Annotated in this window: 25 protein-coding genes; 11 read left to right on the top strand and 14 right to left on the bottom strand. The window is 64.0% G+C overall.

The genetic code is table 11. The annotated features are described in order from the left end of the window. The 4 genes from CKW22_RS22485 to CKW22_RS22500 form a co-directional block, all read right to left on the bottom strand. Positions 1–128: dihydrodipicolinate synthase family protein (locus tag CKW22_RS22485; RefSeq protein WP_177447958.1), on the bottom strand; the 128-nt coding region annotated here is incomplete at its 3' end. 74 nt (positions 129–202) lie between these two features. After that, entirely contained in the window at positions 203–1,531 is a 1,329-nt protein-coding gene (locus CKW22_RS22490) for an MFS transporter (RefSeq protein ID WP_047583229.1), read from the bottom strand. Between the two features lie 184 nt (positions 1,532–1,715). Then, positions 1,716–3,035 (bottom strand): FAD-binding oxidoreductase, encoded by a 1,320-nt coding sequence (locus CKW22_RS22495; protein ID WP_033699766.1) that lies wholly within the window; start codon positions 3,033–3,035, stop codon positions 1,716–1,718. A gap of 61 nt (positions 3,036–3,096) precedes the next feature. Then, positions 3,097–3,825 carry a GntR family transcriptional regulator gene (locus tag CKW22_RS22500; protein ID WP_033699768.1) on the bottom strand — a complete coding sequence of 243 codons (729 nt, stop codon included), beginning with the start codon at positions 3,823–3,825 and terminating at the stop codon, positions 3,097–3,099. Positions 3,826–4,164: 339 nt separating this feature from the next. Here CKW22_RS22500 and CKW22_RS22505 point away from each other — a divergent pair, with 339 nt between their 5' ends. After that, entirely contained in the window at positions 4,165–4,506 is a 342-nt protein-coding gene (locus CKW22_RS22505; RefSeq protein WP_033699769.1) for a DUF2892 domain-containing protein, read from the top strand. Between the two features lie 50 nt (positions 4,507–4,556). Here the strand turns inward: CKW22_RS22505 and CKW22_RS22510 are convergent, their stop codons facing one another. Then, entirely contained in the window at positions 4,557–5,771 is a 1,215-nt protein-coding gene (locus CKW22_RS22510; RefSeq protein WP_095065161.1) for a hypothetical protein, read from the bottom strand. A 41-nt stretch (positions 5,772–5,812) separates the two neighbouring features. Then, positions 5,813–6,262, bottom strand: coding sequence for a YcgN family cysteine cluster protein (locus CKW22_RS22515; RefSeq protein ID WP_033700206.1), 450 nt, complete (start codon positions 6,260–6,262; stop codon positions 5,813–5,815). A gap of 145 nt (positions 6,263–6,407) precedes the next feature. Between CKW22_RS22515 and CKW22_RS22520 the strand changes: the two genes are divergently transcribed. Beyond that, positions 6,408–7,001: a nitroreductase family protein gene (locus CKW22_RS22520; protein WP_033699771.1), complete on the top strand. Its 594-nt coding sequence runs from the start codon at positions 6,408–6,410 to the stop codon at positions 6,999–7,001. 125 nt (positions 7,002–7,126) lie between these two features. Here CKW22_RS22520 and CKW22_RS22525 read toward each other — a convergent pair whose 3' ends face one another. The 4 genes from CKW22_RS22525 to CKW22_RS22540 all read right to left on the bottom strand — a co-directional run bounded on the left by CKW22_RS22525 (position 7,127) and on the right by CKW22_RS22540 (position 11,308). Next, the gene (locus tag CKW22_RS22525) at positions 7,127–8,059 is read right to left on the bottom strand and encodes a D-2-hydroxyacid dehydrogenase (protein ID WP_033699772.1); all 933 of its coding nucleotides are present in this window, start codon (positions 8,057–8,059) and stop codon (positions 7,127–7,129) included. Positions 8,060–8,138: 79 nt separating this feature from the next. Beyond that, a complete protein-coding gene (locus CKW22_RS22530; protein ID WP_033699773.1) occupies positions 8,139–8,432 on the bottom strand; it encodes a YcgL domain-containing protein in 294 nt (97 codons plus the stop codon). After that, positions 8,429–9,562: a ribonuclease D gene (gene rnd / locus CKW22_RS22535; protein ID WP_033699775.1), complete on the bottom strand. Its 1,134-nt coding sequence runs from the start codon at positions 9,560–9,562 to the stop codon at positions 8,429–8,431. Before rnd ends, CKW22_RS22530 begins: the two co-directional genes overlap by 4 nt. A gap of 108 nt (positions 9,563–9,670) precedes the next feature. Beyond that, on the bottom strand, positions 9,671–11,308 hold the full coding sequence (locus tag CKW22_RS22540) for a phosphoethanolamine transferase (RefSeq protein WP_033699776.1): 1,638 nt from the start codon (positions 11,306–11,308) through the stop codon (positions 9,671–9,673). Positions 11,309–11,606: 298 nt separating this feature from the next. Here CKW22_RS22540 and CKW22_RS22545 point away from each other — a divergent pair, with 298 nt between their 5' ends. After that, positions 11,607–11,843 carry a YdcH family protein gene (locus tag CKW22_RS22545; protein ID WP_033699777.1) on the top strand — a complete coding sequence of 79 codons (237 nt, stop codon included), beginning with the start codon at positions 11,607–11,609 and terminating at the stop codon, positions 11,841–11,843. Between the two features lie 68 nt (positions 11,844–11,911). On the opposite strand, the gene CKW22_RS22550 is transcribed toward CKW22_RS22545, so the two are convergent. Beyond that, on the bottom strand, positions 11,912–13,096 hold the full coding sequence (locus CKW22_RS22550) for a PLP-dependent aspartate aminotransferase family protein (protein ID WP_033699778.1): 1,185 nt from the start codon (positions 13,094–13,096) through the stop codon (positions 11,912–11,914). 128 nt (positions 13,097–13,224) lie between these two features. On the opposite strand from CKW22_RS22550, the gene CKW22_RS22555 reads away from it, so the two are divergent. Continuing rightward, complete coding sequence (locus CKW22_RS22555; protein WP_033699780.1) at positions 13,225–13,686, top strand: Lrp/AsnC family transcriptional regulator; 462 nt, start codon at positions 13,225–13,227, stop codon at positions 13,684–13,686. A gap of 31 nt (positions 13,687–13,717) precedes the next feature. Here the strand turns inward: CKW22_RS22555 and CKW22_RS22560 are convergent, their stop codons facing one another. Then, complete coding sequence (locus CKW22_RS22560) at positions 13,718–16,048, bottom strand: FdhF/YdeP family oxidoreductase (protein ID WP_095065163.1); 2,331 nt, start codon at positions 16,046–16,048, stop codon at positions 13,718–13,720. Between the two features lie 219 nt (positions 16,049–16,267). Here CKW22_RS22560 and moaA point away from each other — a divergent pair, with 219 nt between their 5' ends. Next, entirely contained in the window at positions 16,268–17,272 is a 1,005-nt protein-coding gene (gene moaA, locus CKW22_RS22565; RefSeq protein ID WP_033699783.1) for a GTP 3',8-cyclase MoaA, read from the top strand. Between the two features lie 20 nt (positions 17,273–17,292). Further along, positions 17,293–18,192: a bestrophin family protein gene (locus tag CKW22_RS22570; protein WP_095065165.1), complete on the top strand. Its 900-nt coding sequence runs from the start codon at positions 17,293–17,295 to the stop codon at positions 18,190–18,192. Positions 18,193–18,217: 25 nt separating this feature from the next. On the opposite strand, the gene moaB is transcribed toward CKW22_RS22570, so the two are convergent. Further along, a complete protein-coding gene (gene moaB, locus CKW22_RS22575; protein WP_033699785.1) occupies positions 18,218–18,757 on the bottom strand; it encodes a molybdenum cofactor biosynthesis protein B in 540 nt (179 codons plus the stop codon). A 140-nt stretch (positions 18,758–18,897) separates the two neighbouring features. On the opposite strand from moaB, the gene CKW22_RS22580 reads away from it, so the two are divergent. Next, positions 18,898–19,785: a LysR family transcriptional regulator gene (locus CKW22_RS22580; RefSeq protein ID WP_033699786.1), complete on the top strand. Its 888-nt coding sequence runs from the start codon at positions 18,898–18,900 to the stop codon at positions 19,783–19,785. Here the strand turns inward: CKW22_RS22580 and CKW22_RS22585 are convergent. Beyond that, entirely contained in the window at positions 19,773–20,555 is a 783-nt protein-coding gene (locus CKW22_RS22585; RefSeq protein WP_033699787.1) for an AraC family transcriptional regulator, read from the bottom strand. The genes CKW22_RS22580 and CKW22_RS22585 overlap by 13 nt on opposite strands. A 319-nt stretch (positions 20,556–20,874) precedes the next feature. On the opposite strand from CKW22_RS22585, the gene CKW22_RS22590 reads away from it, so the two are divergent. The 4 genes from CKW22_RS22590 to CKW22_RS22610 all read left to right on the top strand — a co-directional run bounded on the left by CKW22_RS22590 (position 20,875) and on the right by CKW22_RS22610 (position 26,245). After that, positions 20,875–22,491 (top strand): APC family permease, encoded by a 1,617-nt coding sequence (locus CKW22_RS22590; RefSeq protein WP_047583235.1) that lies wholly within the window; start codon positions 20,875–20,877, stop codon positions 22,489–22,491. A 28-nt stretch (positions 22,492–22,519) separates the two neighbouring features. Beyond that, a complete protein-coding gene (locus CKW22_RS22595) occupies positions 22,520–23,446 on the top strand; it encodes a 4-hydroxyproline epimerase (protein WP_033699791.1) in 927 nt (308 codons plus the stop codon). A 55-nt stretch (positions 23,447–23,501) separates the two neighbouring features. Next, positions 23,502–24,449 carry a dihydrodipicolinate synthase family protein gene (locus CKW22_RS22600; protein ID WP_095065167.1) on the top strand — a complete coding sequence of 316 codons (948 nt, stop codon included), beginning with the start codon at positions 23,502–23,504 and terminating at the stop codon, positions 24,447–24,449. Positions 24,450–24,667: 218 nt separating this feature from the next. Beyond that, complete coding sequence (locus tag CKW22_RS22610) at positions 24,668–26,245, top strand: aldehyde dehydrogenase (NADP(+)) (RefSeq protein WP_033699793.1); 1,578 nt, start codon at positions 24,668–24,670, stop codon at positions 26,243–26,245.

Here is a 26,245-nt window from a genome sequence, read left to right on the forward strand (position 1 = left end):
CCGATGATCACGCCGTGGATTTTCGATTCGACCAGGTAATCGAGCACTTCGGCGAACGCCGCCTTGTCGATCGAACCGTCCGCAGCCAGCGGAGTGATTGCCGGGGTGTAGATGCCTTCGAATTTCACGGTAGGTTCTCCAGTGCGTTGATCAGTGTTGTAGAGGCCGCAGCGGTGCGACGCTGCGGCCGGTGGTCATGGGTTCAGGTCAGCGAAGCTGCTTGCTGCAGGTTCAGCGAACGGGTTTCCGGTGCTAGGGCGACGGAGAAGGCCAGGCCGACAAAGGTGACGGCGGCAGCGGCATACATGGTTGCGCCGATGCCATAGTTGTCGAGGGCGATGGGGACCAGCCAGGTGCCGACCGCAGCACCGACCCGCGACATGGAGGTGCCCACGCCAACGGCGCCAGCGCGGATTTCGGTAGGGAACAGCTCGTTGGGGTAGACCAGCTGCAGTACTTGGGCACCGCCAATGAACAATGCATAGGCCCCGAACAGCACCAGGATGAGCATCTCGTTGCCGTTGCTGAACGCCGCCAGGCCCAGCAGGGCCAGCCCCGACCAGAAGAAGCTGTGCAGCAGCGTAGTGCGCCGGCCAATGGTGTTCAGCAAGCGGGTGCCGACGATGCAACCGACCACGAACAGGCAGGTGATGGCGACCGAACCGATCGATGCCCAGTCACCCTTCAGGTTCAGTGCACCCAGCACTTTCGGGGCGAAGGCGTACACGGCGAACACCGGGATCACCGAGCAGGTCCAGAACATGGTGACGAACAGCATGCGTTTGCCGTAGCCGGAGTGCAGCAGGCTGAAGAACGACAGCTTGCGGGCCTTGGGCTCTTCCGGCAGGTTGCGCAGCGAGAAGCCCTCGCCATAGACGCGCTTGATCACCTGCTCGGCCTCGGACGAACGGCCTTTGCTGATCAACCAGCGCGGCGACTCCGGGGTGCCCAGGCGCATGACGAACAGCAGCGCGCCGATCACCGCTGCACTGGCCAGCACCAGGCGCCAGGCATCCTCGCCTCCGTTGCGCAGCAGCGCTTCACCGACCACGTAGGCGGTAGCGGCACCGGCGAACCACAGCACGGTCAAGGTAGCCAGGCGCGGGCCGCGGTTCTTCTTCGGCAAGAACTCCACCAGCAGCGAAGTGGCCACCGGGTACTCGATGCCCACTGCGATACCGATGGCAAACCGCAGCAGGAACAACGCCAGCGCCGACTCCACCCAGAATTGCGCAAGCGAGGCCAGGATGAACAGGGTCGGGCCTACGAAGAACACCCGCTTGCGGCCAAAGCGGTCAGTCAACCAACCGCCGAAGAAGCCGCCGAAGAAAATGCCGATCAGCGCCGAGGCGGCGATCATGCCCTGCCAGAAGCTGTTCAGGCCAAGGCCTGCAGACATTTGCACCATGGCCACGCCAATGATGCTCAACACATAGCCATCGACGAACGATCCGCCACCCGAGCGCAGGGTCAGCAACTGGTGGAAGCGGTTGATCGGTACATCTTCAATCGAAATATTCGGACTTGTCATTATTGTTCCTACCACTTCATCTGCATGCACATATTCAAGGCGAGCGCGGCCGCGAAACTGAAAACACGGTTCAGCCCCGGGTGACCGGACAGCGCATCTCGATCATCAAATTCGGGCAAAGCGCGCCCGTGCCGGCTAACTCACACCCGGCGTTAAATGTTCAATGGCCTAACTCAGATAAGGATCAGCTTTCTTTGCCAGCGCGCAGTTGCCCCCACATCAAGTTTGCGTTCAAGCCCAGGGATACCAAGGGCTGCGGTGGATTTGCGCAAGGCCCGGGGGCATTGAGCAGAAACGCGATAAGTTCGTTTTTGTCGCCGGCCAGCCAGTCGGCCAGCAATGCGCCGGTGACGGTGCCACGGGTAACGCCCAAGCCATTGCAGCACAGGGCGCCTACGACATTGGGCGCCAACTGGCCGAAGAACCCCATGTGATTGCGCGACAACGCCAGGGCACCGCCCCAGGTGTATTCGAAGTTCACCTCGGGCAGCATCGGGAAGCGCCGGGCAAACGACTCGCGGTGGCGCTGGACAAAGCGTTCCAGGTACTTGCGGTTGCTGCGCCCGTCCGGGTTGTAGCTGAAACTGTTGCGGATCAGCAGGCGATTGTCGACGGTGCGCCGCATCGTGGTGCCGAACGGGTCGGCCGGGATCACGCCCCAGTAGGGTTTGCCCCCCAGGCGTGCCTGTTCCTCATCGGTCAACGGGCGGGTGATGCTGCCATAGGTGAAGACAGGCAGCATGCGGCCCTTGAGAAAGCCGAAACTCATGCCGAAGGCGTTGGTGGTGAGCACCAGCTTGTCGGCCGTGATCGAGCCGTTGGCATGACGCAGTACCACCTTCGCACCATATTCGACGTCGGTAATCGGGGTGTTTTCGTACAACGAGACGTTGCTCGGCAGGCTGTCGGCCAGGCCTTTGACCAGCGCCGAGGGCTGCAGCAAGGCAGTGCCGGGGGTAAACAGGCCCTTGCGGTAGAAGTTGGTGCCGATATGCTCCGGCATGTCGCGGCCTTCAATCACTTCATACGGCTGGCCCAGTTTGTCCAGGCCACGGCGATAAGCATCCAGCACCGCGATGCCGCGATCTTCGACGGCCGCCTGGTATTTGCCGCAGTGACGGAACTGGCAGTCGATGTCGTAGCGTTCGATCAGCGCTTTGAGATAGGACTGGCCGCCCAGGTTGAGCTTGAGCACCGTCTTGGCGATATCGATGTCGCCGATGTAATCCTCGGCACCAATGTCATGGGGCAAGTCGATGGCAAAACCGGCGTTGCGCCCGGAGGTGCCGAAACCGACTTCCTGGGCCTCGACCAACACGATTTCGTCGTCCGGGAAGTTCGTTGCCAGCTGGCGTGCAGCGGCCAGGCCGGTGAAACCAGCACCGACCACCACCCAACGCGCCTGGCTGTGGCCACTGTGGGCCGGCCGGGGCTTACGGGGCTTGCTCAGGTGATACCAACCACAGGTGGCATCATCGGCAGGTAACGAACTTATTCTTGTCATGTCACTAACCTGGATCTTGCTGTTGACGAGCGGTCGGCGCCAGCGGCGAGACCTGGGAATCTCATAGCTGAATGGGTACATCCAGCCCTTGCGGCGCTGCGTATTCGGCCATGCGCCGGCGCGACAGCTCGAAGTGCTCACGCACCAGTTGCCCGGCGCGCGCGGGGTCGCGGTGTTCGATGGCGTGGATCATCTGGTCATGCTGATCGCAGGCGACTTCAAGGTCCTGCTGCATGTCATCGGTGGTCGGGTGGCGATAGAAAATCTTGCCCAGGCGGGCATGGTCGATAAGCAGGCGGCGCAGGCTCGGCATCAGGTAGTCGTTGTGCGCCATCTTGCCGATTTCCAGGTGGAAGGCATCGTTGTAGACCACCCGGTTTTCCACATCACGCGCTTCGATGGCCTGGCGAAACAGCACCTGGATAGCCTTGAGCGCCTCGATTTCCGCTGTGCTGGCGTTGGTGGCGGCCAACTGAGTGGTGGCGATATAGATGAGCGGCGCGGCGACGAAGAAGCTGTGCAGCGAATCATGGTTCATCGCGGCAACCCGTGGCGCACGGTTGGCTTCCAGCTCGATATAGCCTTCAGCGGCAATCTGGCGCAGCAGTTCACGCACCGGTGGGCGCGACAGGCCGAACTCGTCACACAGCGCCAGCTCGTCCACCACAGCCCCTGGGGCCAGTTCCATGCTGAGGATCCGGCGGCGCAGCGCTTCGGCGAGGACGGCCTTGCGATCCTGCGGCGCTTCAGCGCCTGCGGGCGCACTGATGGCTTGAACGGTGGCTTTCATGGCGGCCTTCTTTGTTGTCATGGCGCTGTGTCTACTATTTGTATAACGACTATAGGGCACTGTTAGACAATGTGTCTACAGCATTTTCGATGAGCGATTGAATCTCTCAAAGCCCCTGATTCAAAGGGCTTGAGGGGTTACCTGGGGTGAGATTAAACACCGTTGGCGCTGCATTTCCAAACCGGACAAAATGTTATCCAGACCGGACACATTGCGGATTATTTGCGACCACCCCCTTCCACTTTGCAGCCACTCATCCCGCATGCCGTTGAGCAACACGAATGAACGGCTGCAATCAGCCTGCGGTCAGCTACTTACACTTCACACGGAGGGCTTGCCATGCTCGATATCCATACCGCTGCGGCGTCGCCGGAGCACAATGTTCAGGGCCTGGAAAGGGTCGGTTCGCTGGCTGGGGGGGCGCTGATGTTCAGCAAGGGGCTGCGCCATGGCGGCCTGGTCGGCCTGCTGCAGATGGTAGTGGGCGGCCTGGCGGTGGCGCGTGGGGTCAGCGGGCACTGCTCGACCAAGGCCTGGTGGCAACGGCACCGTCAGGAATACAACCGGTTGCGCTCGGACATCGAACGCAGCGCGGAACAGTTGCAGGCATTGAAGGCGAGCGCCAAGGCAGCTACGCGCGGGGTGACGGTGACAGGGAAGGATCCGTTGACCGGCCTTTGATGTTACTTGGCCTGTGCCAGCCGGTTCGCGGGCACAGGCTACAGAGGCCTTTAGCGCAACGCCTTGCTCTGCAACACCTCGGACCGGCGCCCCAGCACGCTCTCGCTGATCTGCACGAACTCTTCGGTGCTTACGCTCGGCAAACGCATCAGCGCCTGCGCCACATCATCCAGCGAACGCTTGGCCTGGGTGTGGATGCGGATCTCCTTGTCCAGTGCCTGCAACAGCATCACCCCCCGGGCAACCTGAGCCGGGCTGGCCTGCTCGCCCTTGAGCTGCGTGACCTTGGCGCCTTGCTTGCTCAAGCGCGCCTGCCAGGCCTGGTAGCGGTCATCGCTTACCCCACCCGCTCTGCGTAGCAATTCGCTGGCGTAGTAGTCGGTCAGGCTCTCGACAAGCCAGTCATTGCCATCACGCCCATGGATCTGTGCAAACAGTTGCACCAGTTCGCGCAACAACGGGCTGCTGCCATTCTCGCTGATCATCGGCCGGGCACTGTGCAGATACAGCGACCCCTGCGCCGCCATCGCGCCACGCCACATGCCGTCACGGGCACCGACCAGCAGCAACTTCGGCGGGTTACGGGGGAACACCGCCTGCAACTGCGGCCAGACAAAGGTCAGCAAGGTCAGGCTGTCCATGCGCCGCATGCCCTGCCCGACCGGCGCGGCAACGGTGACTTCGGTTTCGCCCAGACGTGCACGGCGGCTGCCCAGGTCACCGGCTAGCATCCAGCCGGTGGGGCGGTCGAACAGGCGTGAAACGTTGTCGATGCGAAACTTGTCCTTGCCGACACGTGGCCAGGACGTTTCGATGCTCTTCCAGCCTTCGGGCAGGTCGAACCACAGGCGCGCCACCAGCTCGGTACCGTCCTGCTGGTCGAGGTGCGCAGGCGGCACCAACTGGTCACCGAGGAACAACGCCCAATGGGGCGTGATACGCGACGAGTAGGCGCCGCTGCGCAGCTGCTGGTCCAGCTGCACGCGGTAGCTGAGGCTGGTCTTGCCCGGCGCCGGGTGCCACACCCCGCGCGCGCCCTGCTCTGCCACCTGCCATTGGCCGTCGGCCTGAAAGCCGCTGTAGGTGCCGCCCTTGCCCAGGTCGAAATCCAGGCTGCGCACACTGCTGCCCTCAGCCAGGGTCAGGCGCACTTCAGCCTGGCCATTGGCGGGCAACAGACGCACGTGATAATCCAGGTCGACTTTCTTCGCCCAGGCCGGCGAACAGGCCACCAGGCTTAACAGCAGCAACAGCGGGCAACGCATACAGAAACTCCTTGTTTCCCAGAGGCGACGGGGCGCGCCGGTCAGCTGGCGCGAAAAATCAGATGGTCTTCCCAATCGTCCTCGTCGACATCATGCTCACTGAGCATACGCCCTGACTGGGAAATGCGCTGTTCATGGACCTGCTGGCGATCGCCGCAGATCAGGTGGTGCCAGTCCGGCAAGTCCTTGCCTTCGCTGACCAGGCGGTAACCGCAGGTGCTTGGCAGCCACTTGAACTGATCGGCCTTGCCCGGGGTGAGCTGGATGCAGTCGGGCACCTGGGCAAAGCGGTTGGGGTAATCGCTGCACTGGCAGGTGTTCAGGTCCAGCAGTTTGCAGGCGATGCGCGTGTAATAGATGCTGTTGTCGTCCTCGTCCTCAAGCTTTTGCAGGCAGCACAAACCGCAACCGTCGCAGAGCGATTCCCACTCTTGCGGGTTGAGTTGTTCGAGGGTCTTGCGCCGCCAGAACGGCGCGCTGTCAGCGATCATCACACGGGTTTCCTGCATTCATCTTCAATGGGCGGCGCGCGGCGGCGCCAGTCTAGAGCCTGGCCTTCGGCAAAGCCAGACCGCTTGTCAGTGACGACGGGACGCAGTAGCGTGCGGTTTTTCCCATCCTCTTGCAGGAGCAGCCATGAGCGCCACACCCCGTATTGCCGATTACGCGATCAACGAGCAGTTCATCAACCGCTGGTCGCCGCGCGCCTTCACTGCCGAGCCGATCAGCGAAGAGACCCTGCTGAGCTTCCTCGAAGCCGCGCGCTGGGCGCCGTCGGCGTACAACTCGCAGCCTTGGCGCTTCCTCTATGCCCGTCGCGATACGCCGAACTGGGAGCGCTACCTGAACCTGCTGGTGCCCTTCAACCGCAGCTGGGCGCAACAGGCTTCGGCGCTGGTGCTGATCATTTCCAAGACCACTTTCGCAGCGCCTGGCGCCGCGGAAGAGAGCCCGGCCCTGTGGCACACCTTCGATACCGGTTCCGCCTGGGGGCACCTGGCCCTGCAGGCCAGCATCAGTGGCTGGCACACCCACGGCATGGCCGGTTTCGACAAGGCACTGGCGCGTACCGAACTCAAAGTGCCTGAAGGTTACGAGCTGCATGCCATGATCGCGATCGGCAAGCTGGGCGACAAGGCGACCCTGGCCGAGGCACTGCAGGCGCGTGAGGTGCCAAGCCCACGCCGGCCGCTGAGCGAGCTGGCGGCTGAGGGTGATTTCAGCCTGTAAGCGCTTTATTGGCTGTACTGGCCTCTTCGCGGGGCAAGCCCGCTCCTACAGGCACTGAGCAAGTTGCAGAACTGCTCAGTACCTGCGGGCTTGCCCTGCGAAGAGGCCAGTAAAGCCACTGCACATCAGTAACCCCGGGTGAAATCCACTTCCCCGCGCAAGCCCTGCTCCGCCTCATATGCCCGCACATTCTCGACAAACAGCCGCACCATCGCCGCCGGCGAGGTGGGCGCCGAGCTGTGCCCGGTCAGCAGCAAGCCCAAGGCGGTCCAGAACGGGTGACGCTGGGGCAGCGGCTCCTGGCGGCACACATCGATTACCGCGCCCGCCAGGTGGCCTTGCTTCAGTGCTTCGACCAGGTCGCCATCGACCACCGCCACCCCGCGCCCGGCATTGATGAACAACGCACTGGGCTTGAAACGCTGGAACAGCGCCGCATCGTACAGATCATGGGTAGCCGGCGTGTCCGGCAGCAGGTTGATCACGTAATCGGCCCGCTCGACCCTGCTCGGCAGGTCCGCCAGCGCGGCCACTTCGGCGAACGGCGCCTGCTCACGGGCGCTGCTGGCAATACCGTACAGGGTTACCCCAAACGGCTGGAGAAACTCGGCTACCCGCTGGCCAATATCGCCGGTGCCGACGATCAACACCTGGCGCCCCTCCAGCGTGCCGCCCGGGCGGTCGTCCCAGCGCCGCTCCACCTGGCTCAGCAGGCGCGGCAGCACTTCGCGTTCATGGCCAAGCATGTAGGTGAGCATGTATTCCGCCATCACCTGACCAAAAATGCCCACCGCACGCGTCAAGCGATAATCCCGTGGCAAGCCGTCGGCCAGCAGCGGGGTAATGCCCGCCCAGGTCGACTGCATCCAGGCCGGCTTGTGGCCCTGGCGTAGCAGGCTCGCCAGCAAGTCAGGCTGACCCAGCCACACTGGGCACTGCGACGCCTGCAGCGCCAGTTCGGCAGAGTCGCTGCTGGTCAGGATTTCCAGGTCAGGGGCCGCCTGGCCCAACAACTGGGCGTAATGGGCATGATCCTGTTCGGCAATCAGAACGCGCATTCGTGAAAACAACCTTGGCAGACAACCAAAGCGGCCCGACGCGCGGGCCACTTGGCGAAAGAGGGGAACCAGGCCTGGGTCAGACCGGATCGTTACGGCGCAGCAGCTCTTCGGGCAGGTGCTCGATGTACTCGTCTTCGACCGGCGGCATCTGCAGGTGATAGCCCTGGTTGTCGAGGTTTTCCAGCACCTTGGCGATGTCCTCGCGCGCCAGCTTGCGCTCGGGGGTCAGCACCAGGTCGAAAGCATGCACGGGGGCGCCGAAGAACGGCAGCAGGGCCTCGGGCACGCGCTCCAGGCCTTCGGCCTTGAGCACATACAGGTACATTTCGTTCTTGCGGGGGCTCTTGTAGATCGAGCAGATACGTTTCATCGGGTTTCTCCGGCACCTGCCAGGTTGTCCAGCAGGGCCTGGCCCATACGCTCACGGCGCCAGCCGCGCAGCGAATCGGGCAGTTGATAGGGGCCGTTGGGGTAGCCGCTCTTGAGCAGGGCTTCCAGGGTTTTCTTGCGCAGCATCAGCTCGGGGGCTATGCCCAAGCGCTCGCCTTCGGCCTGGCCGATCGCGCGCAGCTGCTTGAGGATACCGGCAGCCTCGATCGGCAAGGGCTCGGGCAGGACCTGCGGCCACTGCTCGGCAGGCAGGCTGGCAGCCCGCTTGATCAGCTGAACGAGGAACTCACCGTCCTGACGGATGGTACGCGGGTGCATCTCGTCGATCTTGGCCAGCGCCGACAGGTTGGACGGCTGGGACTTGGCCATCGGCCACAGCGAGTGCTCCTTGAGGATGCGATTGCGCGGCACGTCGCGGTGGCGTGCCTCGCGCTCGCGCCAGGCACACAGCTCGCGCAACACCGCCAACTGCTGGGGCGCAAGCTTCCAGGCCAGCTTGACGTCGCGGTACAAGCTCTCGGGTTCGACCTCGCGGCGCAGTTGGGCAACCAGCTCGGCGCCGTCCTCCAGCACCCAGGCGTACTTGTCGTCGGACAGGCGCGGGCGCAGGGCGGTGAACAGCTCGGCCAGGTGCACGGCATCCTCGGCGGCGTAGCTGATCTGGGTTTCGGAAAGCGGGCGCTGCAACCAGTCGGAGCGGGTTTCACCCTTGGGCAGCTCGAGCCCCAGCACTTCCTGGACCAGGCGCGAATAACCCATGGAGAAGCCCAGGTTCAGGTAGCCGGCGGCCAACTGCGTGTCAAACAGTGGCTGTGGCAGCTTGCCGGTCAGGCGCAGCAACACTTCGAGGTCTTCGCTGCAGGCGTGCAGCACCTTGACCACGCCGCTGTCTTCCAGCAACTCGGCCAGGGGCTGCCAGTCCTTGATCAGCAGCGGATCGATCAGAAAGGCGCGTTGGCCGTCGCCAATCTGGATAAGCCCCGCCTTGGGGTAGAAGGTGTCTACCCGCATGAATTCGGTGTCGAGCGCTACGAAGGGCAGTTCGCGCCAGCTTCGGCAGAGTTCGGCCAGGGTCTGGTCGTCACGGATCCAGTGTATTTCGATGGCCACGAGGCTCTCCCACTAACATTGGCGCGCAGTATATACGGCGCGGGCACTGCGGGTGAAACCTGCGCCATCCTTGGAATAGATAAACGGTGGTATGCAGGCCATTGGCAGTCAACGCTTGGCTGCCAGCCAAGGCCGGCAGCTGGCGAACATGTCCAGCGACTGCTGGTAGACCTCGGTGCGCACCTGCAACAGGCCAAGCATCGAGTGGAACAGGTTGTCCTGGGACAGCGGTGCGTCGCTGAGCTTGGCCAGGCAGTCGGTGTCCAGGCCAAAATCTTCGCGGTAGCTGTCCGAAAACCAGGTCAGCAACGGCACGTGTTTCTGTTGCTCAGGCGCCAGCATGTAGGGGGTGCCATGCAGGAACAGGTTGTATTCGCCCAGCGATTCGCCATGGTCGGACAGGTAGATCATGGCGGTATCGACCTTGTCCTGCTTGCTGCGCAGGGTATCGATCAACATGGCCAGGACCTTGTCGGTGTAGGCCAGGGTGTTGTCGTAGCCGTTGACGATCTCCTGCTGGCTGCACTGGTTAAGGGCATTGCTGTGGCACACCGGGGTGAACCGCTCGGTTTGCGCCGGGTAACGCTTGAAGTACTCGGGGCCATGGCTGCCCATCTGGTGCAGCACCAGCACGGTATCCTTGTCAAGGTTGTCGAGCAGCTCGGCCAAACCCTGCAACAGAATCTCATCATGGCATTCACCATGGGCACACAGGGCCGGGTCGGTGAGGTTGCTGACATCGATGAACTGCACCCGATCACAGGTACCCTTGCAGCCCGACTGGTTGTCGCGCCACTGCACGGCCAGGCCTGCGCGCTGGAGGATGTCGAGCAGCCCTTCACGGTTCTTGGCGACGCGCGCGTCGTACTCCTTACGGCCCATGCCCGAGAACATGCACGGCACCGACACCGCCGTCTCGGTACCGCACGAATGCACGTCGGAAAACGCCAGCAGGCCCTGCTCCTTGGCAAGGTTTGGCGTGGTGTCGCGGGCATAGCCGAGCACACCAAAGTTTTCTGCACGCGCGCTCTCACCCACCACCAGCACGGTCAACGACTTACGGGCGTGCTGCTGCCAGGCTGCATCGCGCCGGGCATCTTCACCGTAAGGCTGGAATGGCCGGGCGGCCGTGCCCACACGTTCACTGACATAACCAATGGAGGCGCCGACGATATTGCTCGGCGTCAGCATCAGGCGCAGTTCGTGGTGATTGCGAAACAGCGAAGACAACCCCTGATAGTTGACCAGCGCCACCGACCCCAAGGCCACCACGCAGGCGCCGCTTACCACCAGCTTGCCCAGCAGTTCGCGGTGCCAGGCGCGGTAGGCGATCGGCGCCTTCCACAAAAGCACCGAAGGCAAAATACCCAACCCCAGGATATACAAGGCACACTTCAGCGAGAGCAAGTCGCGCACTTCCGTGACATTGGTTTCGGCGATATTACGGAACATACCGGCATCAATAAGTACACCGTACTGATTCATGAAGTAAGCGACACCTGCACCACTCATGAACAAGAGGATCAGCACCGGTTTCAACACAAACCGGAAGGCAAACAAGGTCAAGATCAAATTAAACGCGAACAGCATCAGCACAGCAAACGCCAGGCTCAGCCAAAGCCCCGGCAGCCCTGGCGGAACCACCTGTTCCAGGTGTTGCCAGAGAAAGACATTGAAGCCGATCAGCAGGTACAGGCTGGCCAGCAGCGTGACCCATTCAGTCCGCAGGGATTTGACGTTGAGCATCAGGGTTCGCAATCAAGAGTGAGTATCAGCCCGTGGGCCTGTGCGGCACCGGGGGAACGTTGGCTGAACTCTAGAAAGGGCACCATCAATGTTTCGTGAAAAAGACGCCAACAAAACAGTGAGCGGGCATCTTTATCACATTAAATGAAGTTCATTCAGCCGCCATTCAGCCAGGCAGGCGAAGCTTGGCGTACGGCTCACAGGGGGATGCGACAGCCTACCCCAGCCCCCCCTCGGCGCAAAGGCGACTATCCTCAAAAGTCAGGACCATTCGCCAACCCCCAAGAGAGGTGAAGAAATGCCCGTTCCGCACGATCTGCTCGCTGACCTGAACATCACTGCCGACGACTTCCAGATGCGCATTGACAAGGACCATGACCTGCACAAACTGCACAAGGAGTACAACGCCAAGGACAAGGAAGTGCTGGCCGCCGAGGGCAACGCCAGCACCGATGACACCGTCACCCGTTTGCGCAAGGAGCGGCTGTTGATCAAGGACAAGATCGAACGCATCGTTCATCCGCCCAAAGCCTGACCCACACAACCTGAATTTGAATGCGCCGGCCTGTTCGCAGGGCAAACCCGCGAACAGGCCGGCAACCCTCACACCGCTGCCGACGCCCGCAGCGCGCAGTCCAGGTCCTCGATCAGGTCGCGGTAGTCTTCGATCCCCACCGACAACCGCAGCAGGTTCTCACCGATCCCCATCTCGCCTTTCTGCTCCGGGCTCAGCGAGTTGTGCGACATGCTCCAGGAGTGGTTGATCATGCTTTCCACCCCGCCCAGCGAGTCGGCCAGCACAAAGATCTGCAAGGCCTCTACCAGGCGATTGAGCGCGGCCCGGTCGCCGCCCTTGACCTTCATTGCCACCACGGCCCCGCCCGCGCGCATCTGGCGCTTGCACAGGTCATGCTGCGGGTGGCTTTCAAGCCCCGGGTAATAGACCTGTTCGATCTGCGGGTGGCTTTCGAGAAAACGCGCCACCTGCAGGGCATTGGCGCACTGGCGCTCCATGCGCACATCCAGGGTCTTCAGGCCGCGCAGCGCCAGGTAGCAGTCGAACGGCCCCTGGATGGCCCCGACCGCCATGCTGATCTTGCGCAAACGCGCCAGCAGTGCGTCATTGGCCGCTACCACCACACCGCCGGTGAGGTCGGAGTGGCCGCCGATGTATTTGCTTGCCGAGTGCATCACCAGGTCCACGCCCAAGGTGATCGGCCGCTGGTTCCAGGGCGAGCAGAAGGTGTTGTCGATGCAGGTGAGGATACCGCGCGCACGCGCCAGGTCGCAGACCGCCTTGATATCGACCAGGTGCAGCAGCGGGTTGGTCGGTGATTCTATCCAGATCAGCTGGGTTTGCGGGCGTATCGCCGCAGCCACGGCCTGCAGGTCGTTGAGGTCGACGTAGGTGGTGGTCAGCCCCGACGTATGGCTGCGGTAGTCCTCCAGGATACGGAAGGTGCCGCCATAGACACCGTTCATCACCACCACGTGGGCATCCTTGGGCAACAGTTCGAGCACCGTCGCGGTGGCGTTCACGCCAGAGGCACAAGCCACCGCGCCAACGCCTTCTTCCAGCGCCGCCACACAGCTCTCGTAGGCATGCCGGGTCGGGTTGCCGACACGGCTGTAGGCATACTCGGGGTTATCGTCGAGGCTGCGCTTGATGTAGGAACTGGCGGTATAGATGGGCGGGAAGATCGCGTTGTCGGCAACGCTATGCTGTTCGCCGGCGTGGATGGTGCGGGTGGCGAAATTACGCGGCTTGTCGGACATGATCCGGTCCATTGACTGAATAGAGCCTGCAACTATCGCACAACCGCCGCGCTCGGCAAGGGCGCGCAGCAAGGGGGATTAATTTCCTGCATTCTGGCGTAATCTGGAGAAGAATTTTCTACAGCCAGCCTTCTATCGATATGGACAGTTTCGACCAGCACATCCTCACCCTGCTCCAACGCGACGCGTCGGTTTCCCTCAAGGACCTGGCCGAGGCGGTCAACCTGTCGACCACGCCCTGCTGGAAGCGGGTCAAGCGCCTGGAAGAAGACGGCTACATCGTCGGCCGTGTCGCGTTGCTCGACCCCACGCGCCTGGGGCTGGGCCTGACCGTGTTCGTCCAGCTCAAGACCCAGCGCCACGACAGCGCCTGGCTGGAGCAATTCGCCGCCACCGTGACCAGTTTCGAAGAGGTGATGGAGTTCTACCGCATGTCCGGGGACTGGGACTACATGCTGCGGGTGGTGGTGGGTGATATCGCCGCCTATGACCGGTTCTACAAGAAGCTGATCACTCGCACGGATGGGCTTTCCAACATCACCTCGAGTTTTGCCATGGAGCAGATGAAGTACACCACGGCGTACCCCGTGCACCGCCCCTGACGGGATGCTGGAGGCCCTTCCAGGCCACCGATCAATCCGCCGCCAACACCGCCTCGATCCGGTTCCCGGCCTTGGCCTTCTCTAGCTTGATGGCCACAAACTTCGACGTCGGCGTATACGTCCCCTCGCCATAACTCTCCAGCGGCACCAACGGATTGGTCTCCGGGTAATAGGCCGCCGCCTGCCCCTCGGGCACGTCATACGCCACCAGGCGGAACCCCGACACCCGCCGCTCGCGACCATCCTCCCACAGCGACACCAGGTCAACATGCTCGCCGGGCTCAAAGCCCAGGCGGCGAATGTCGGCCTCATTGACGAAGACCACCTCGCGCAGGCCGAACACCCCGCGGTAGCGGTCGTCCAGGCCATACAGCGTGGTGTTGTACTGGTCGTGCGAACGCAAGGTCTGCAGGATCAGGTCCGGTTTGTCGCCACGGGCCAGCACCTGGGCATTGACCAGTTGCTCCGGCAACTGGCTGGCACTGAAACGCGCCTTGCCGGTCGCGGTGCGCCAGTTGCGATCCGCCGCATTGTTGCCCAGGTGGAACCCACCCGGGTGCTGCAGGCGCGCATTGAAGTCGGCAAAACCCGGGATCACGTCAGCGATCATGCTGCGGATGCGGCCGTAGTCGGCAATGGCGTATTCCCAGTCGATCGGCTTCTTGCCCAAGGTCGCCTGGGCCATGCCGGCAACGATCGCCGGCTCCGAACGCAGGTGCGGCGAACGTGGGCGCAGCTGGCCGTGGGAGATGTGCACCATGCTGAAGGTGTCCTCCACGGTGACACCCTGCGGCCCGCTGGCCTGCAGGTCGATTTCGGTACGGCCCAGGCACGGCAGAATCAGCGCATCGCGGCCGGTGACCAGGTGCGAGCGGTTGAGCTTGGTGGAAATCTGCACGGTCAGTGCGCAATTGCGCAGGGCCGCATGAGTGCGCGGGGTGTCCGGCGTGGCCTGGGCGAAGTTGCCGCCCAGGGCGATGAAGACCTTGGCCTGCCCTTCTTCCATGGCTTTGATCGCCAGCACCGCGTTATGCCCGTGGGCACGTGGCACACGGAACTGGAAGCGTTCTTCCAGGGCGTCGAGCAAGCCGGCCTTGGGCTTCTCGTCGATGCCCATGGTGCGGTCGCCTTGCACGTTGCTATGGCCACGCACCGGCGACAGGCCGGCACCCGGTTTGCCCACGTTGCCGCGCAGCAGCTGCAGGTTGACGATTTCCTGCACGGTGGCCACCGAATGGCGGTGCTGGGTGATGCCCATGGCCCAGCACATGATGACCCGTTCGGCCTTGCGGTACATGCGCGCGGCCAACTCGATCTCGGCCTGGGTCAGCCCCGACTGCTCGACGATATGCGCACAGGCGGTGGCATCCACCGCCGCCAGGTAGGCATCGACGCCACTGGTGTGCTCGACGATGAAGGCATGGTCGAACACGGCCGGCTCACCCTTGGCCTGGGCCTCGCGCTCCCACTGCAGCAGGTACTTGGCGATGCCGCGCATGGCCGCCATGTCGCCGCCCAGGGCCGGGCGGAAGTAAGCGGTGTTGGTCGGCTCGGAGCCGTTGCTGAGCATCTCGAATGGGTGCTGCGGGTGCTGGAACCGTTCCAGGCCACGCTCTTTCAGCGGGTTGAAGCAGACCACCTGGGCGCCCCGCTTGACCGCCTCGCGCAGCGGTTCGAGCATGCGCGGGTGGTTGGTGCCGGGGTTCTGGCCGATGACGAAGATGGCGTCGGCCAGCTCCAGGTCATGGAACACCACCGTGCCCTTGCCCACGCCGAGGGTTTCCGACATGCCCACCCCGCTGGCCTCGTGGCACATGTTCGAGCAGTCGGGGAAGTTGTTGGTGCCGTAGGCGCGGACGAACAGTTGGTACAGGAACGCCGCTTCGTTGCTGGCCCGCCCCGAGGTGTAGAACTCGGCCTGATCGGGCGAGTCCAGTGCCTGCAGGTGCTGGGCGATCAGGGCGAAGGCGTCTTCCCAGGAGGTTTCGACGTAGTGGTCGGTGGCCGCGTCGTAGCGCATCGGGTGGGTCAGCCGGCCTTGGAATTCGAGCCAGTAGTCGGTCTGCTCGGCCAGCGCGCTGACGCTGTATTTGGCGAAGAATGCCGGGTCTACCGAGCGGCCGGTAGCCTCCCAGTTGACCGCCTTGGCGCCGTTCTCGCAGAACTTGACCATGTCGTTTTCCGGCGACTCGCCCCAGGCGCAGCCTGGGCAGTCGAAGCCGCCGTTCTGGTTGGTCTTGAGCATGGCCCGCAGGTTCTTGAAGGCGTTTTCGCTGCCCAGCCAGCTTTTGGTCACGCTCTTGAGCGCACCCCAGCCGGCGGCGGCGCCTTTGTAGTCCCTGATGTGTTCGTCCTGGCTCATGCGGTGAATCCTCACGCTCGGTGTTTTTTCCAGACTATTGAGCGTGGGGTGGGGGCGTCCAATCGAAAGATCTTACGGCGTGATAAGCCGTTTCGATCATGGGGGGCTGGCCCAGCAGCCGTGATAGAGCATATTGATCATTCGGTCGGGGAAAGCAATTTGACGGGGGTGCACCCAGGTTATAGCTTGGAGATGAGTCCAACCCATTCGAGCACAATCGTGGAACAGAACAGCCGGGCCCTGATCGACGGCTTCAACCGGAAAATCGACTACCTGCGTATGTCGGTCACCGACCGCTGCGACTTCCGCTGCGTCTACTGCATGGCCGAAGACATGCAGTTTCTGCCACGCCAGCAGATCCTCAGCCTCGAAGAACTGTTCCAGGTGGCCGAGCGCTTCGTCGCCCTGGGCACCCGCAAAATCCGCCTGACCGGGGGCGAGCCGCTGGTACGCCAGGGCATCGTCGAGCTGTGTGGGCGCATCGCCGCCCTGCCCGGCCTGCGCGAACTGTGCCTGACCAGCAACGGCTCGCAGCTCGGGCGCCTGGCCCAGCCGCTGTTCGACGCCGGCGTATCGCGCCTGAACATCAGCCTCGACAGCCTGGACGCCGGGCGCTTCAAGCAGCTGACCCGCACCGGCGACCTCAACCAGGTCATCGCCGGCATCGACGCCGCACGCAAGGCAGGCTTTGAAAAGACCAAACTCAACTGCGTGGTGCTCAAAGGCCGCAACGATGACGAGCTGGTCGACCTGGTGCGCTTTGCCATCGACCGCGAGCTGGACATCACCTTCATCGAAGAAATGCCCCTGGGTGAAATCAGCGAACACCAGCGCGGTGAGTCGTTCTACTCCAGCGACCAGGTGCGTGACCGCCTGGCCGAGCAGTTCACCCTGATCGAGTCCACCGAGTCGTCCCAAGGCCCGGCCCGTTACTGGCGCCTGGCCGAAGCGGCACACACCCGGGTGGGCTTCATTTCGCCGCACAGCCACAACTTCTGCGCCACTTGCAACCGCGTGCGCCTGACCGTCGAAGGCCGCCTGCTGCTGTGCCTGGGCAACGAGCATTCGGTGGACCTGAAACAGGTCCTGCGTGCCCACCCTGGCGATGCCGCGCGGCTGGAAAAAGCCATCCGCGACTCGCTGCACCTCAAGCCCTACCGCCATCACTTCGAAGTGGGCGGTGAGGTGCAGATTCTGCGCTTCATGAACATGACCGGCGGCTGATTGGCTGCCTCTGGATTTCCATGATCGTCCACCCCCGCCCCGATGTGCTGCGCGTGCTGTTCACCCTCAAGGGTTCGATCGTCAAGCGCATTGCCCTGCGCTGCCTGATGGTCACCGTGCTGGCCGCGCTGATCGTGCTGGTCGAGCGGCATTTCCCGGCGTTCTTCTACCCGGTCAGCGCCACTCCGTTCACCTTGCTCGGCCTGTCGCTGTCGATTTTCATGAGTTTTCGCAACAACGCCTGCTACGACCGCTGGTGGGAGGGCCGCAAGGCCTGGGGCAAGCTGATCATCGAGACCCGTTCATTCGTGCGCGAGAGTATGGTGATCGCCGACCCGGCGCTGCGTGCCGAGCTGCTGCGCAACCTGTGCGGCTTTGCCCATGCGCTCAATGCCCGGCTGCGCAACGAGGATGACCTGGCCGCTGCCCGACCTTGGCTGGCCAGCCCGGCTGCAATCAGCCCGCATAACGTGTGCAACAGCATCCTGAGCGAGATTGGCGGGCACTGTTCGCGGCTGGCCGAGCAACAACAGATCAGCGATTGGCGCTACAGCGTGCTGGAGCAGCGCCTGGTGGGCCTGTCGGAAGTACAGGCCACCTGCGAACGCATCAAGGGCACGCCGCTGCCGTTCCCCTACACCCTGTTGCTGCATCGCACCATCTACATCTTCTGCCTGCTGCTGCCGTTCGCCTTGGCCGAACCGCTGGGCTGGCTGGCGCCCTTGTTCACCACCATCGTCGGGTATACGTTTTTCGGGCTGGATGCGATTGGCAATGAGCTGGAAGACCCGTTCGGGCGGGATGAGAACGACCTGCCCACCGATGCGCTGGTGCGTACCGTGGAGCGCGATGTGCTGGCGGGGTTGGGGGTAACGCCACTGCCACCGGCTTTGGAGCCGGTGGGGTATGTATTGAGCTGAGGGTTTTCTGCTTTCTGGCTGGCCGTTACCCTCGGCTGGCACAAGCCTCGACGGGCTTCAGGTGCGGCACGAAATTGCACGGCCGGTGCCGCGCATCCAGCTGCTCCGCCAGGATCCCTTCCCATGCCGTGCGGCACGCGCCGGTGGAGCCCGGCAGGCAGCACACCAGGGTACCGTTGGCCAATCCGGCCAAAGCGCGGCTCTGAACGGTCGAGGTGCCGATATCGAGAATCGACAACGCCCGGAACAGTTCGCCAAAGCCATCAATACGTTTGTCCAGCAGGCATTCAACCGCTTCCGGCGTACTGTCACGCCCGGTAAAGCCGGTGCCGCCGGTGATCAGCACCACCTGCACCTGCTCCTCGGCAATCCAGGTAGCGACCTGGGCGCGGATCTTGTACAGGTCGTCCTTGAGCAACGCCCGTGCCACCAGGCGGTGGCCGATCTCCACCGAGCGGCTGGCCAGCAGCTCGCCGGAGGTGTCGTTGTCGTAGGTGCGGGTGTCGCTGACGGTCAGCACGGCGATATTGAGCGGTACGAAGACCGCGTCGGGTTTGACGCTCACGTGGGCTACTCCTGAAAGGGCATTGTCACCACGCTAGAGGCATGGCCTGGGGGCGTCCAATCGATATGGCGTACCGGGTGATCAATGACATCTATCGCTGACTTGGTTAAGGTCAGCACAACCAGACGCCAGGCACTCCCATGGACATCAAGCAACTCAAGTTCCTCATCGCGCTCGACCAGACCCGCCACTTCGGCCAGGCCGCAGCGCTGTGCCACATCACCCAGCCGACGCTGTCGATGCGCCTGCGCAACCTGGAAGACGAACTGGACCTGGTGCTGGTCAAGCGCGGACAGCGCTTCGAAGGGTTTACCGAGGCCGGCGAACGCATCCTGGCCTGGGCTCGCACCCTACTGGCCGCCCACGACGGCCTGCAGGCCGAAGCCGCCAGTTGCCGTGGCCAGGTGGTCGGTAGCCTGCGCCTGGGCACGGTGCCGCTGGCCAGCTTCAACCCGATGCAATTGCTGCTGCCACTGCGCGAAAAATACCCCGAGCTGCAGTTTCAGCTCAGCTCGCACAGCACCGAACAGATCATGGATGGCCTGAGCCGCAACCAGCTCGACCTGGGCATCTGCTACCTGGACCAGGTCAACGCCAGTTTCTTCGAAGTGATCGAGCTGGGCACCACCACCATGGGCCTGCTGCACGACACCCGGCACTTCCAGTTCGAGGCCGACAGCCTGCGCTGGGAGGAGCTCGGCGAGATCCCCCTGGGCCTGCTGAGCAAAGGCATGCACTACCGTCAGTCGCTGGACCTGAGTTTTCGCAGCCGCAGCCTGGAGCCCAACGCCGTGCTGGAAAGCGACTCAAGCTTCCAGCTGATCCAGGCCATCAACACCGGCGTGTGCTGCGCGATCATGCCACTCGATTGCGGGCTGGAAGACTTGAGCGACCACATGCGCATACTGCCCATCGTCGATGCCAGCATCCACAGCCCGGTGGGCCTGCTGCTGCGCCGCAGCGAGCCACGTTCGGCAATTGCCGAGCAGTGCTTTGACGAGGCCCGTGCCCTGTTTCAAGCCCCCTGAGCCGCCGTCGCCTGGCGGTACTGGCGCGGGGTGAAGCCGGTCAGTTGCTTGAACTGCCGGCTGAAGGCGCTGTGGTCGGTGTAGCCGCAGCGCATCGCCACGTCGGTGATCGGCAGGTCCGAATGCAGCAAGCGATGGGCATGCTCCAGGCGCGCTTTGTGGATCATCTGCCGCGGCGTGAGGTGGAACACCCGCTTGCAATAGCGCTCCAGTTGCGCCACGGAAATACCCGCGATGCGGGTCAGTTCACCCATGCTGATCGGCTGGTGAAAGTGCTGGCGAATATGCTCATCCACGGCGGCCAGGCGCTGGTAAGCGGGATGGGTGTCGGCGGCTGACTGCAGGTCGACCGAGATGCCCACCAAGCCGATGATGGCGCCTTGCGGGTTATACAGCGGCCGCTTGTGGGTCAGGCACCAACCGGGCTCGCGGCTGCCGTACAGGTGCAGTTCGAGCTGGTCTTGCAGCACCAGGCCATCTTTGAGTACGCGGCGGTCCTGCTCGGTGTAGCCGGGGCCCAGTTGCGCCGGGAAGACTTCGGCGCTGGTCTTGCCCAGCAACGGCTGCAGGCGCTTGAGGCCACAGCGCTGGACCAAGGTGTCGTTGGCCAGCACGTAGCGGGCGTCGGGGTCCTTGATGAAGATCGCGGCGTTGGGGATGGCGTCGAGGATCGGCAGCAGCAGGGAGACCCCGGCGAGCAGCGCCTCCAGGGTGGCGGGGCGGTGCGGGTCGAAGCACTGATACAAGGTTGCCAGGGGGTGATCTGTCATCTCGCTTCTCGGGGGCGACGCTATTGACCACCTGTGGGAGCGGGCTTGCCCCGCGAAGGCGCCAGAAGCGTCACTGCTCCTCGCCAGCCCACAGCCGGTATGGCTTCCAGCCTATCCGCCCGCCCCCGCCAGCCGCCAGCTTTTTCTGCAACTGTGCCGATTTCGTCATCCCCCTTGCAGAAAACCATCAAGAACCGACGCCCCGATCGGTCCACTCTATGCCCCACGCAAGCCGCCCAAGACCTACAAGAGCGCGGCCCAAAAGCCGCATCTCGTGACATCAGACCTGCCTATCCAAAACCTACAAAAAGGCGCACCCATGTCAGGTAAATTCAAAAAACAGCTGTCATTGCTGGACCTCACCTTCATCGGCCTAGGCGCCATCTTTGGCTCCGGCTGGCTGTTCGCTGCCAGCCACGTCTCGGCCATCGCCGGCCCCGCCGGTATCCTCTCCTGGTTCCTCGGCGGTTTCGCCGTGCTGTTGCTGGGCATCGTCTACTGCGAGCTCGGCGCCGCCCTGCCCCGCGCCGGTGGCGTGGTGCGTTACCCGGTGTACTCCCACGGCCCGCTGCTCGGCTACCTGATGGGCTTCATCACCCTGATCGCTTTCTCCAGCCTGATCGCCATCGAAGTGGTCGCTTCGCGCCAATACGCCGCTGCCTGGTTCCCCGAACTGACCAAGGCCGGCTCCAGTGACCCGAGCGTGCTCGGCTGGTTGGTGCAGTTCGCGCTGCTGGGGCTGTTCTTCGTGCTCAATTACCGCAGTGTGAAGACCTTTGCCAAAGCCAACAACCTGGTCAGCGTGTTCAAGTTCATCGTGCCTTTGCTGGTGATCGGCGTGCTGTTCACCTTCTTCAAGCCGGCAAACTTCGAAGTCCAGGGTTTTGCGCCCTACGGCCTGTCCGGTGTGGAAATGGCCGTGTCGGCCGGCGGCATCATCTTCGCCTACCTGGGGCTGACGCCGATCATCTCGGTGGCCAGTGAAGTGAAGAACCCGCAGCGCACCATCCCGATTGCGCTGATTCTTTCGGTGCTGCTGTCCACTGCGATCTACGCCTTGCTGCAACTGGCGTTTCTCGGCAGCGTGCCGACCGAAATGCTGGCCAACGGCTGGGCCGGGGTGACCAAGGAACTCGCCCTGCCCTACCGTGACATCGCCCTGGCCCTGGGCGTGGGCTGGCTGGCCTACCTGGTGGTGGCCGACGCGGTGATCTCGCCCAGCGGCTGCGGCAACATCTACATGAATGCCACCCCGCGGGTGATCTATGGCTGGGCGCAGACCGGCACCTTCTTCAAGTTCTTCACGCGCATCGACGAGCAGTCCGGCATCCCCCGCCCGGCCCTGTGGCTGACCTTCGCCCTGTCGGTGTTCTGGACCCTGCCGTTCCCCTCCTGGGAAGCGCTGATCAACGTGGTGTCGGCGGCACTGGTGCTGAGCTATGCCGTGGCCCCGGTCACCGTCGCCGCGCTACGCCGCAACGCCCCTGACATGCCGCGCCCGTTCCGGGTCAAGGGCATGAGCGTACTCGGCCCGCTGTCGTTCATCATCGCCGCGCTGATCGTCTACTGGTCTGGCTGGAACACCGTGTCGTGGCTGCTGGCCCTGCAAATCGTGATGTTCGTGCTGTACCTGCTGTGCGCCCGCTTCGTGCCCACCCAGCACCTGTCCCTTGGCCAGCAAGTGCGCTCGTCGGCCTGGCTGATCGGCTTCTATGCCGTGACCATCCTGCTCTCCTGGCTGGGCAGCTTCGGTGGCCTGGGCGTGATTGGCCATCCACTCGACACCGTGGCCGTCGCGGCCTGCGCCCTGGGCATCTACTACTGGGGCGCGGCCACCGGCGTGCCGGCCCATCTGGTGCGCCTGGATGGCGAAGATGAAAGCGAAGCCAGCGCCGACACCCACCTGGGCCACCGCCCTGCCGCCGTCGCCTCCTGACCTCGGCCTCTACCCAAGGGACATGCCCATGAAACACATTCACGTCATCGACTCGCATACCGGCGGCGAACCGACCCGCCTGGTGATGAAAGGCTTCCCGCAGCTCAATGGCCACACCATGGCCGAACAGCGCGACGAACTGCGCGAGCTGCACGACCCCTGGCGCCGCGCCTGCCTGCTGGAGCCACGCGGCAACGATGTACTGGTGGGCGCGCTGTACTGCCCACCGGTGTCGGAGGGCGCCACCTGCGGGGTGATCTTCTTCAACAACGCCGGCTACCTGAACATGTGCGGCCACGGCACCATCGGCCTGATCGCCTCGCTGCAGCACCTGGGGCTCATCGCACCGGGCGTGCACAAGATCGACACGCCGGTCGGCCAGGTCAGCGCCACCCTGCATGAAGACGGCGCGGTCACCGTAGGCAACGTGCCGGCCTACCGCTATCGCCAGCAGGTGCCGGTCGAGGTACCGGGCCATGGTGTGGTGCACGGCGATATCGCCTGGGGCGGCAACTGGTTCTTCCTGGTGTCCGAGCACGGCCAGCGCATTGCGATGGACAACGTCGAGGCGCTCACCGATTACACCTGGGCAATGCTCAAAGCCCTGGAGGCCCAGGGCATCACCGGCGAGAACGGCCAGCCGATCGACCATGTCGAGCTGTTTGCCGATGACCCCGACGCCGACAGCCGCAACTTCGTCATGTGCCCCGGCAAGGCCTACGACCGCTCCCCCTGCGGCACCGGCACCAGCGCCAAGCTGGCCTGCCTGGCCGCCGACGGCAAGCTCGACGAGGGCCAGACCTGGGTCCAGGCGAGCATCACCGGCAGCCAGTTCCAGGGCCGCTACGAACGCGAAGGCGAGCGTATTCGCCCGTTCATCACCGGCCGCGCCTACATGACCGCCGACAGCACCTTGCTGATCGACGAACAGGACCCTTTCGCCTGGGGCATCTGACCCGCCCAGGCCTTTTATTCGCCCCCCCTACTGAATATTGCAAGGAGTGACACCCATGAGCGACAACATCTTCACCGGCTGCATGCCTGCCCTGATGACCCCTTGCACCGCCGAGCGCAAACCAGACTTCGACGCCCTGGTGCGCAAAGGCCGCGAGCTGATCGAAGCCGGCATGAGCGCCGTGGTGTACTGCGGTTCGATGGGCGACTGGCCGCTGCTGACCGAGGCCGAGCGCCAGGAAGGCGTGGCGCGCCTGGTGGCGGCCGGCATCCCGACCATCGTCGGCACCGGCGCGGTGAACACCCGCGAGGCCGTCGCCCACGCCGCCCATGCCGCCGAAGTCGGCGCCGCCGGCCTGATGGTAATCCCGCGGGTGTTGTCCCGCGGCGCCTCGCTGATCGCCCAGAAGCACCACTTCTCGGCCATTCTGGCGGCTGCGCCGAAGCTGCCGGCGGTGATCTACAACAGCCCGTACTACGGCTTCGCCACCCGCGCCGACCTGTTCTTCGAACTGCGCCGCGAATACCCGAACCTGATCGGCTTCAAGGAATTCGGCGGCGGTGCCGACCTGCGCTACGCCGCCGAACACATCACCTCCAAGGACGACGACGTGACCCTGATGGTCGGCGTCGACACCCAGGTGGTGCATGGCTTCGTCAACTGCAACGCCACCGGCGCCATCACCGGTATCGGCAACGCCCTGCCGCGTGAGGTGCTGCAACTGGTGGGCCTGAGCAAACAGGCCTCCAAGGGCGACGCCAAGGCCCGGCGCCTGGCCCGCGAACTGGAAGCGGCGCTGGCAGTGCTGTCGTCGTTCGATGAAGGCTGCGACCTGGTGCTGTACTACAAGCACCTGATGGTGCTGAACGGCGACCGCGAATACAGCCTGCACTTCAATGAGACCGACGCCCTTACCGACGCCCAGCGCAACTACGCCGAACAGCAGTACGCGTTGTTCCGCCAGTGGTACGCCAACTGGTCGGCCGAGCAGAACGTCGCCTGATAACTCTGGGAGCAACTGTCTTGCTCAAGCGTGACCCCTGTGGGAGCGGGCTTGCCCCGCGAACACGGGCTATGCCCGTGCCATCCTCCGCGGTGCCTGCTTCGCGGGGCAAGCCCGCTCCCACAATGAATGCCCTTGTTCTCTGTGTGAAGGCGCAGCCCGAAAGGGTTGGGCGCTTTCCCGCAGGGTAAGCCGAATCTGACTCCAAAGGAGGCTCCATGACCCTGACTGGCAACCTGCTGATCGGCCAGCGCGCCGTGACCGGCAGCCGCGAAGCGATCCGCGCCATCGACCCGGCCACCGACCAAGCCCTTGAGCCCGCCTATGCCGGCGGCACCGGCGAGCACGTGGCCCAAGCTTGCGCACTGGCCTGGGCGGCGTTCGATGAATACCGCGAAACCTCGGTGGAACAGCGGGCCCACTTCCTCGAAACCATCGCCGAACAGATCGAGGCCCTGGGTGATGCGCTGATCGACCGCGCCGTCGCCGAAACCGGGCTGCCCAAGGCGCGCATCCAGGGCGAACGCGGCCGCACCTGCACGCAACTGCGCACCTTCGCCCGCGTGGTACGTGCCGGCGAGTGGCTGGACGTGCGCGTCGACAACGCCCTGCCCGAGCGCCAGCCCTTGCCGCGCCCCGACCTGCGCCAACGCCAGGTGGCCCTGGGCCCGGTGGCGGTGTTTGGTGCCAGCAACTTCCCCCTGGCCTTCTCGGTGGCCGGCGGCGACACCGCTTCGGCACTGGCCGCTGGCTGCCCGGTAGTGGTCAAGGCCCACGGCGCCCACCCAGGCACCAGCGAGCTCGTGGGCCAGGCACTGGCACAGGCCGTGAAACGCTGCGGCCTGCCCGAAGGCGTGTTCTCGCTGTTGTACGGCGCGGGCCGTGAAGTGGGCATCGCGCTGGTCAGCGACCCGCGCATCAAGGCGGTCGGCTTTACCGGCTCGCGCAGCGGTGGCATCGCCCTGTGCCAGGCCGCCCAGGCACGCCCGGAGCCCATCCCGGTGTACGCCGAGATGAGTTCGATCAACCCGGTGTTCCTGTTTGATGCCGCCCTGCACAACCGTGGCGAGGCGCTGGCGCAAGGCTTCGTCGCTTCGCTGACCCAGGGTGCCGGGCAGTTCTGCACCAACCCTGGCCTGGTGATAGCGCGCCAAGGGCCGGCGCTGCAACGCTTTGTCGCCGCCGCCAGCGCACAGGTGCAACGCGCGGGGGCACAGACCATGCTCACCCCCGGTATTTTCAGCGCCTATGCAACGGGCGTCGGCGCCTTGGCCGAAAACAGCAATGCCGAGGTCGCGGCCAGCGGCCAGCCACCGCAAGGCCCGAACCAGTGCCAGGCCCATTTGTTCGTGACCCAGGCCAGCGCGTTTCTGGCCGACCCGGCGCTGCAGGCCGAAGTCTTTGGCGCCGCCTCGTTGGTGGTGGCATGCGATAGCGACGCGCAGATCCGCCAGGTCGCCGAGCACCTGGAAGGCCAACTGACCGCCACCCTGCAGCTGGACGAGGCCGACCTCGACAGCGCCCGCGCGCTGCTGCCAACCCTGGAACGCAAAGCCGGGCGCATTCTGGTCAACGGCTGGCCTACCGGGGTCGAGGTGTGCGATGCGATGGTCCACGGCGGGCCGTTCCCTGCCACCTCCGATGCCCGCACCACCTCGGTGGGGACGGCGGCGATCCTGCGCTTCCTGCGCCCGGTGTGCTACCAGGACTTCCCTGACGGCCTGCTGCCAGAGGCCTTGCGCCACGGCAACCCGCTGCAACTGCGCCGGCTGCTCGACGGCAAGCGGGAAGGCTAG

It is taken from the genome of Pseudomonas sp. Irchel s3f19 (assembly GCF_900187555.1).
Taxonomy (GTDB): domain Bacteria; phylum Pseudomonadota; class Gammaproteobacteria; order Pseudomonadales; family Pseudomonadaceae; genus Aquipseudomonas; species Aquipseudomonas capeferrum.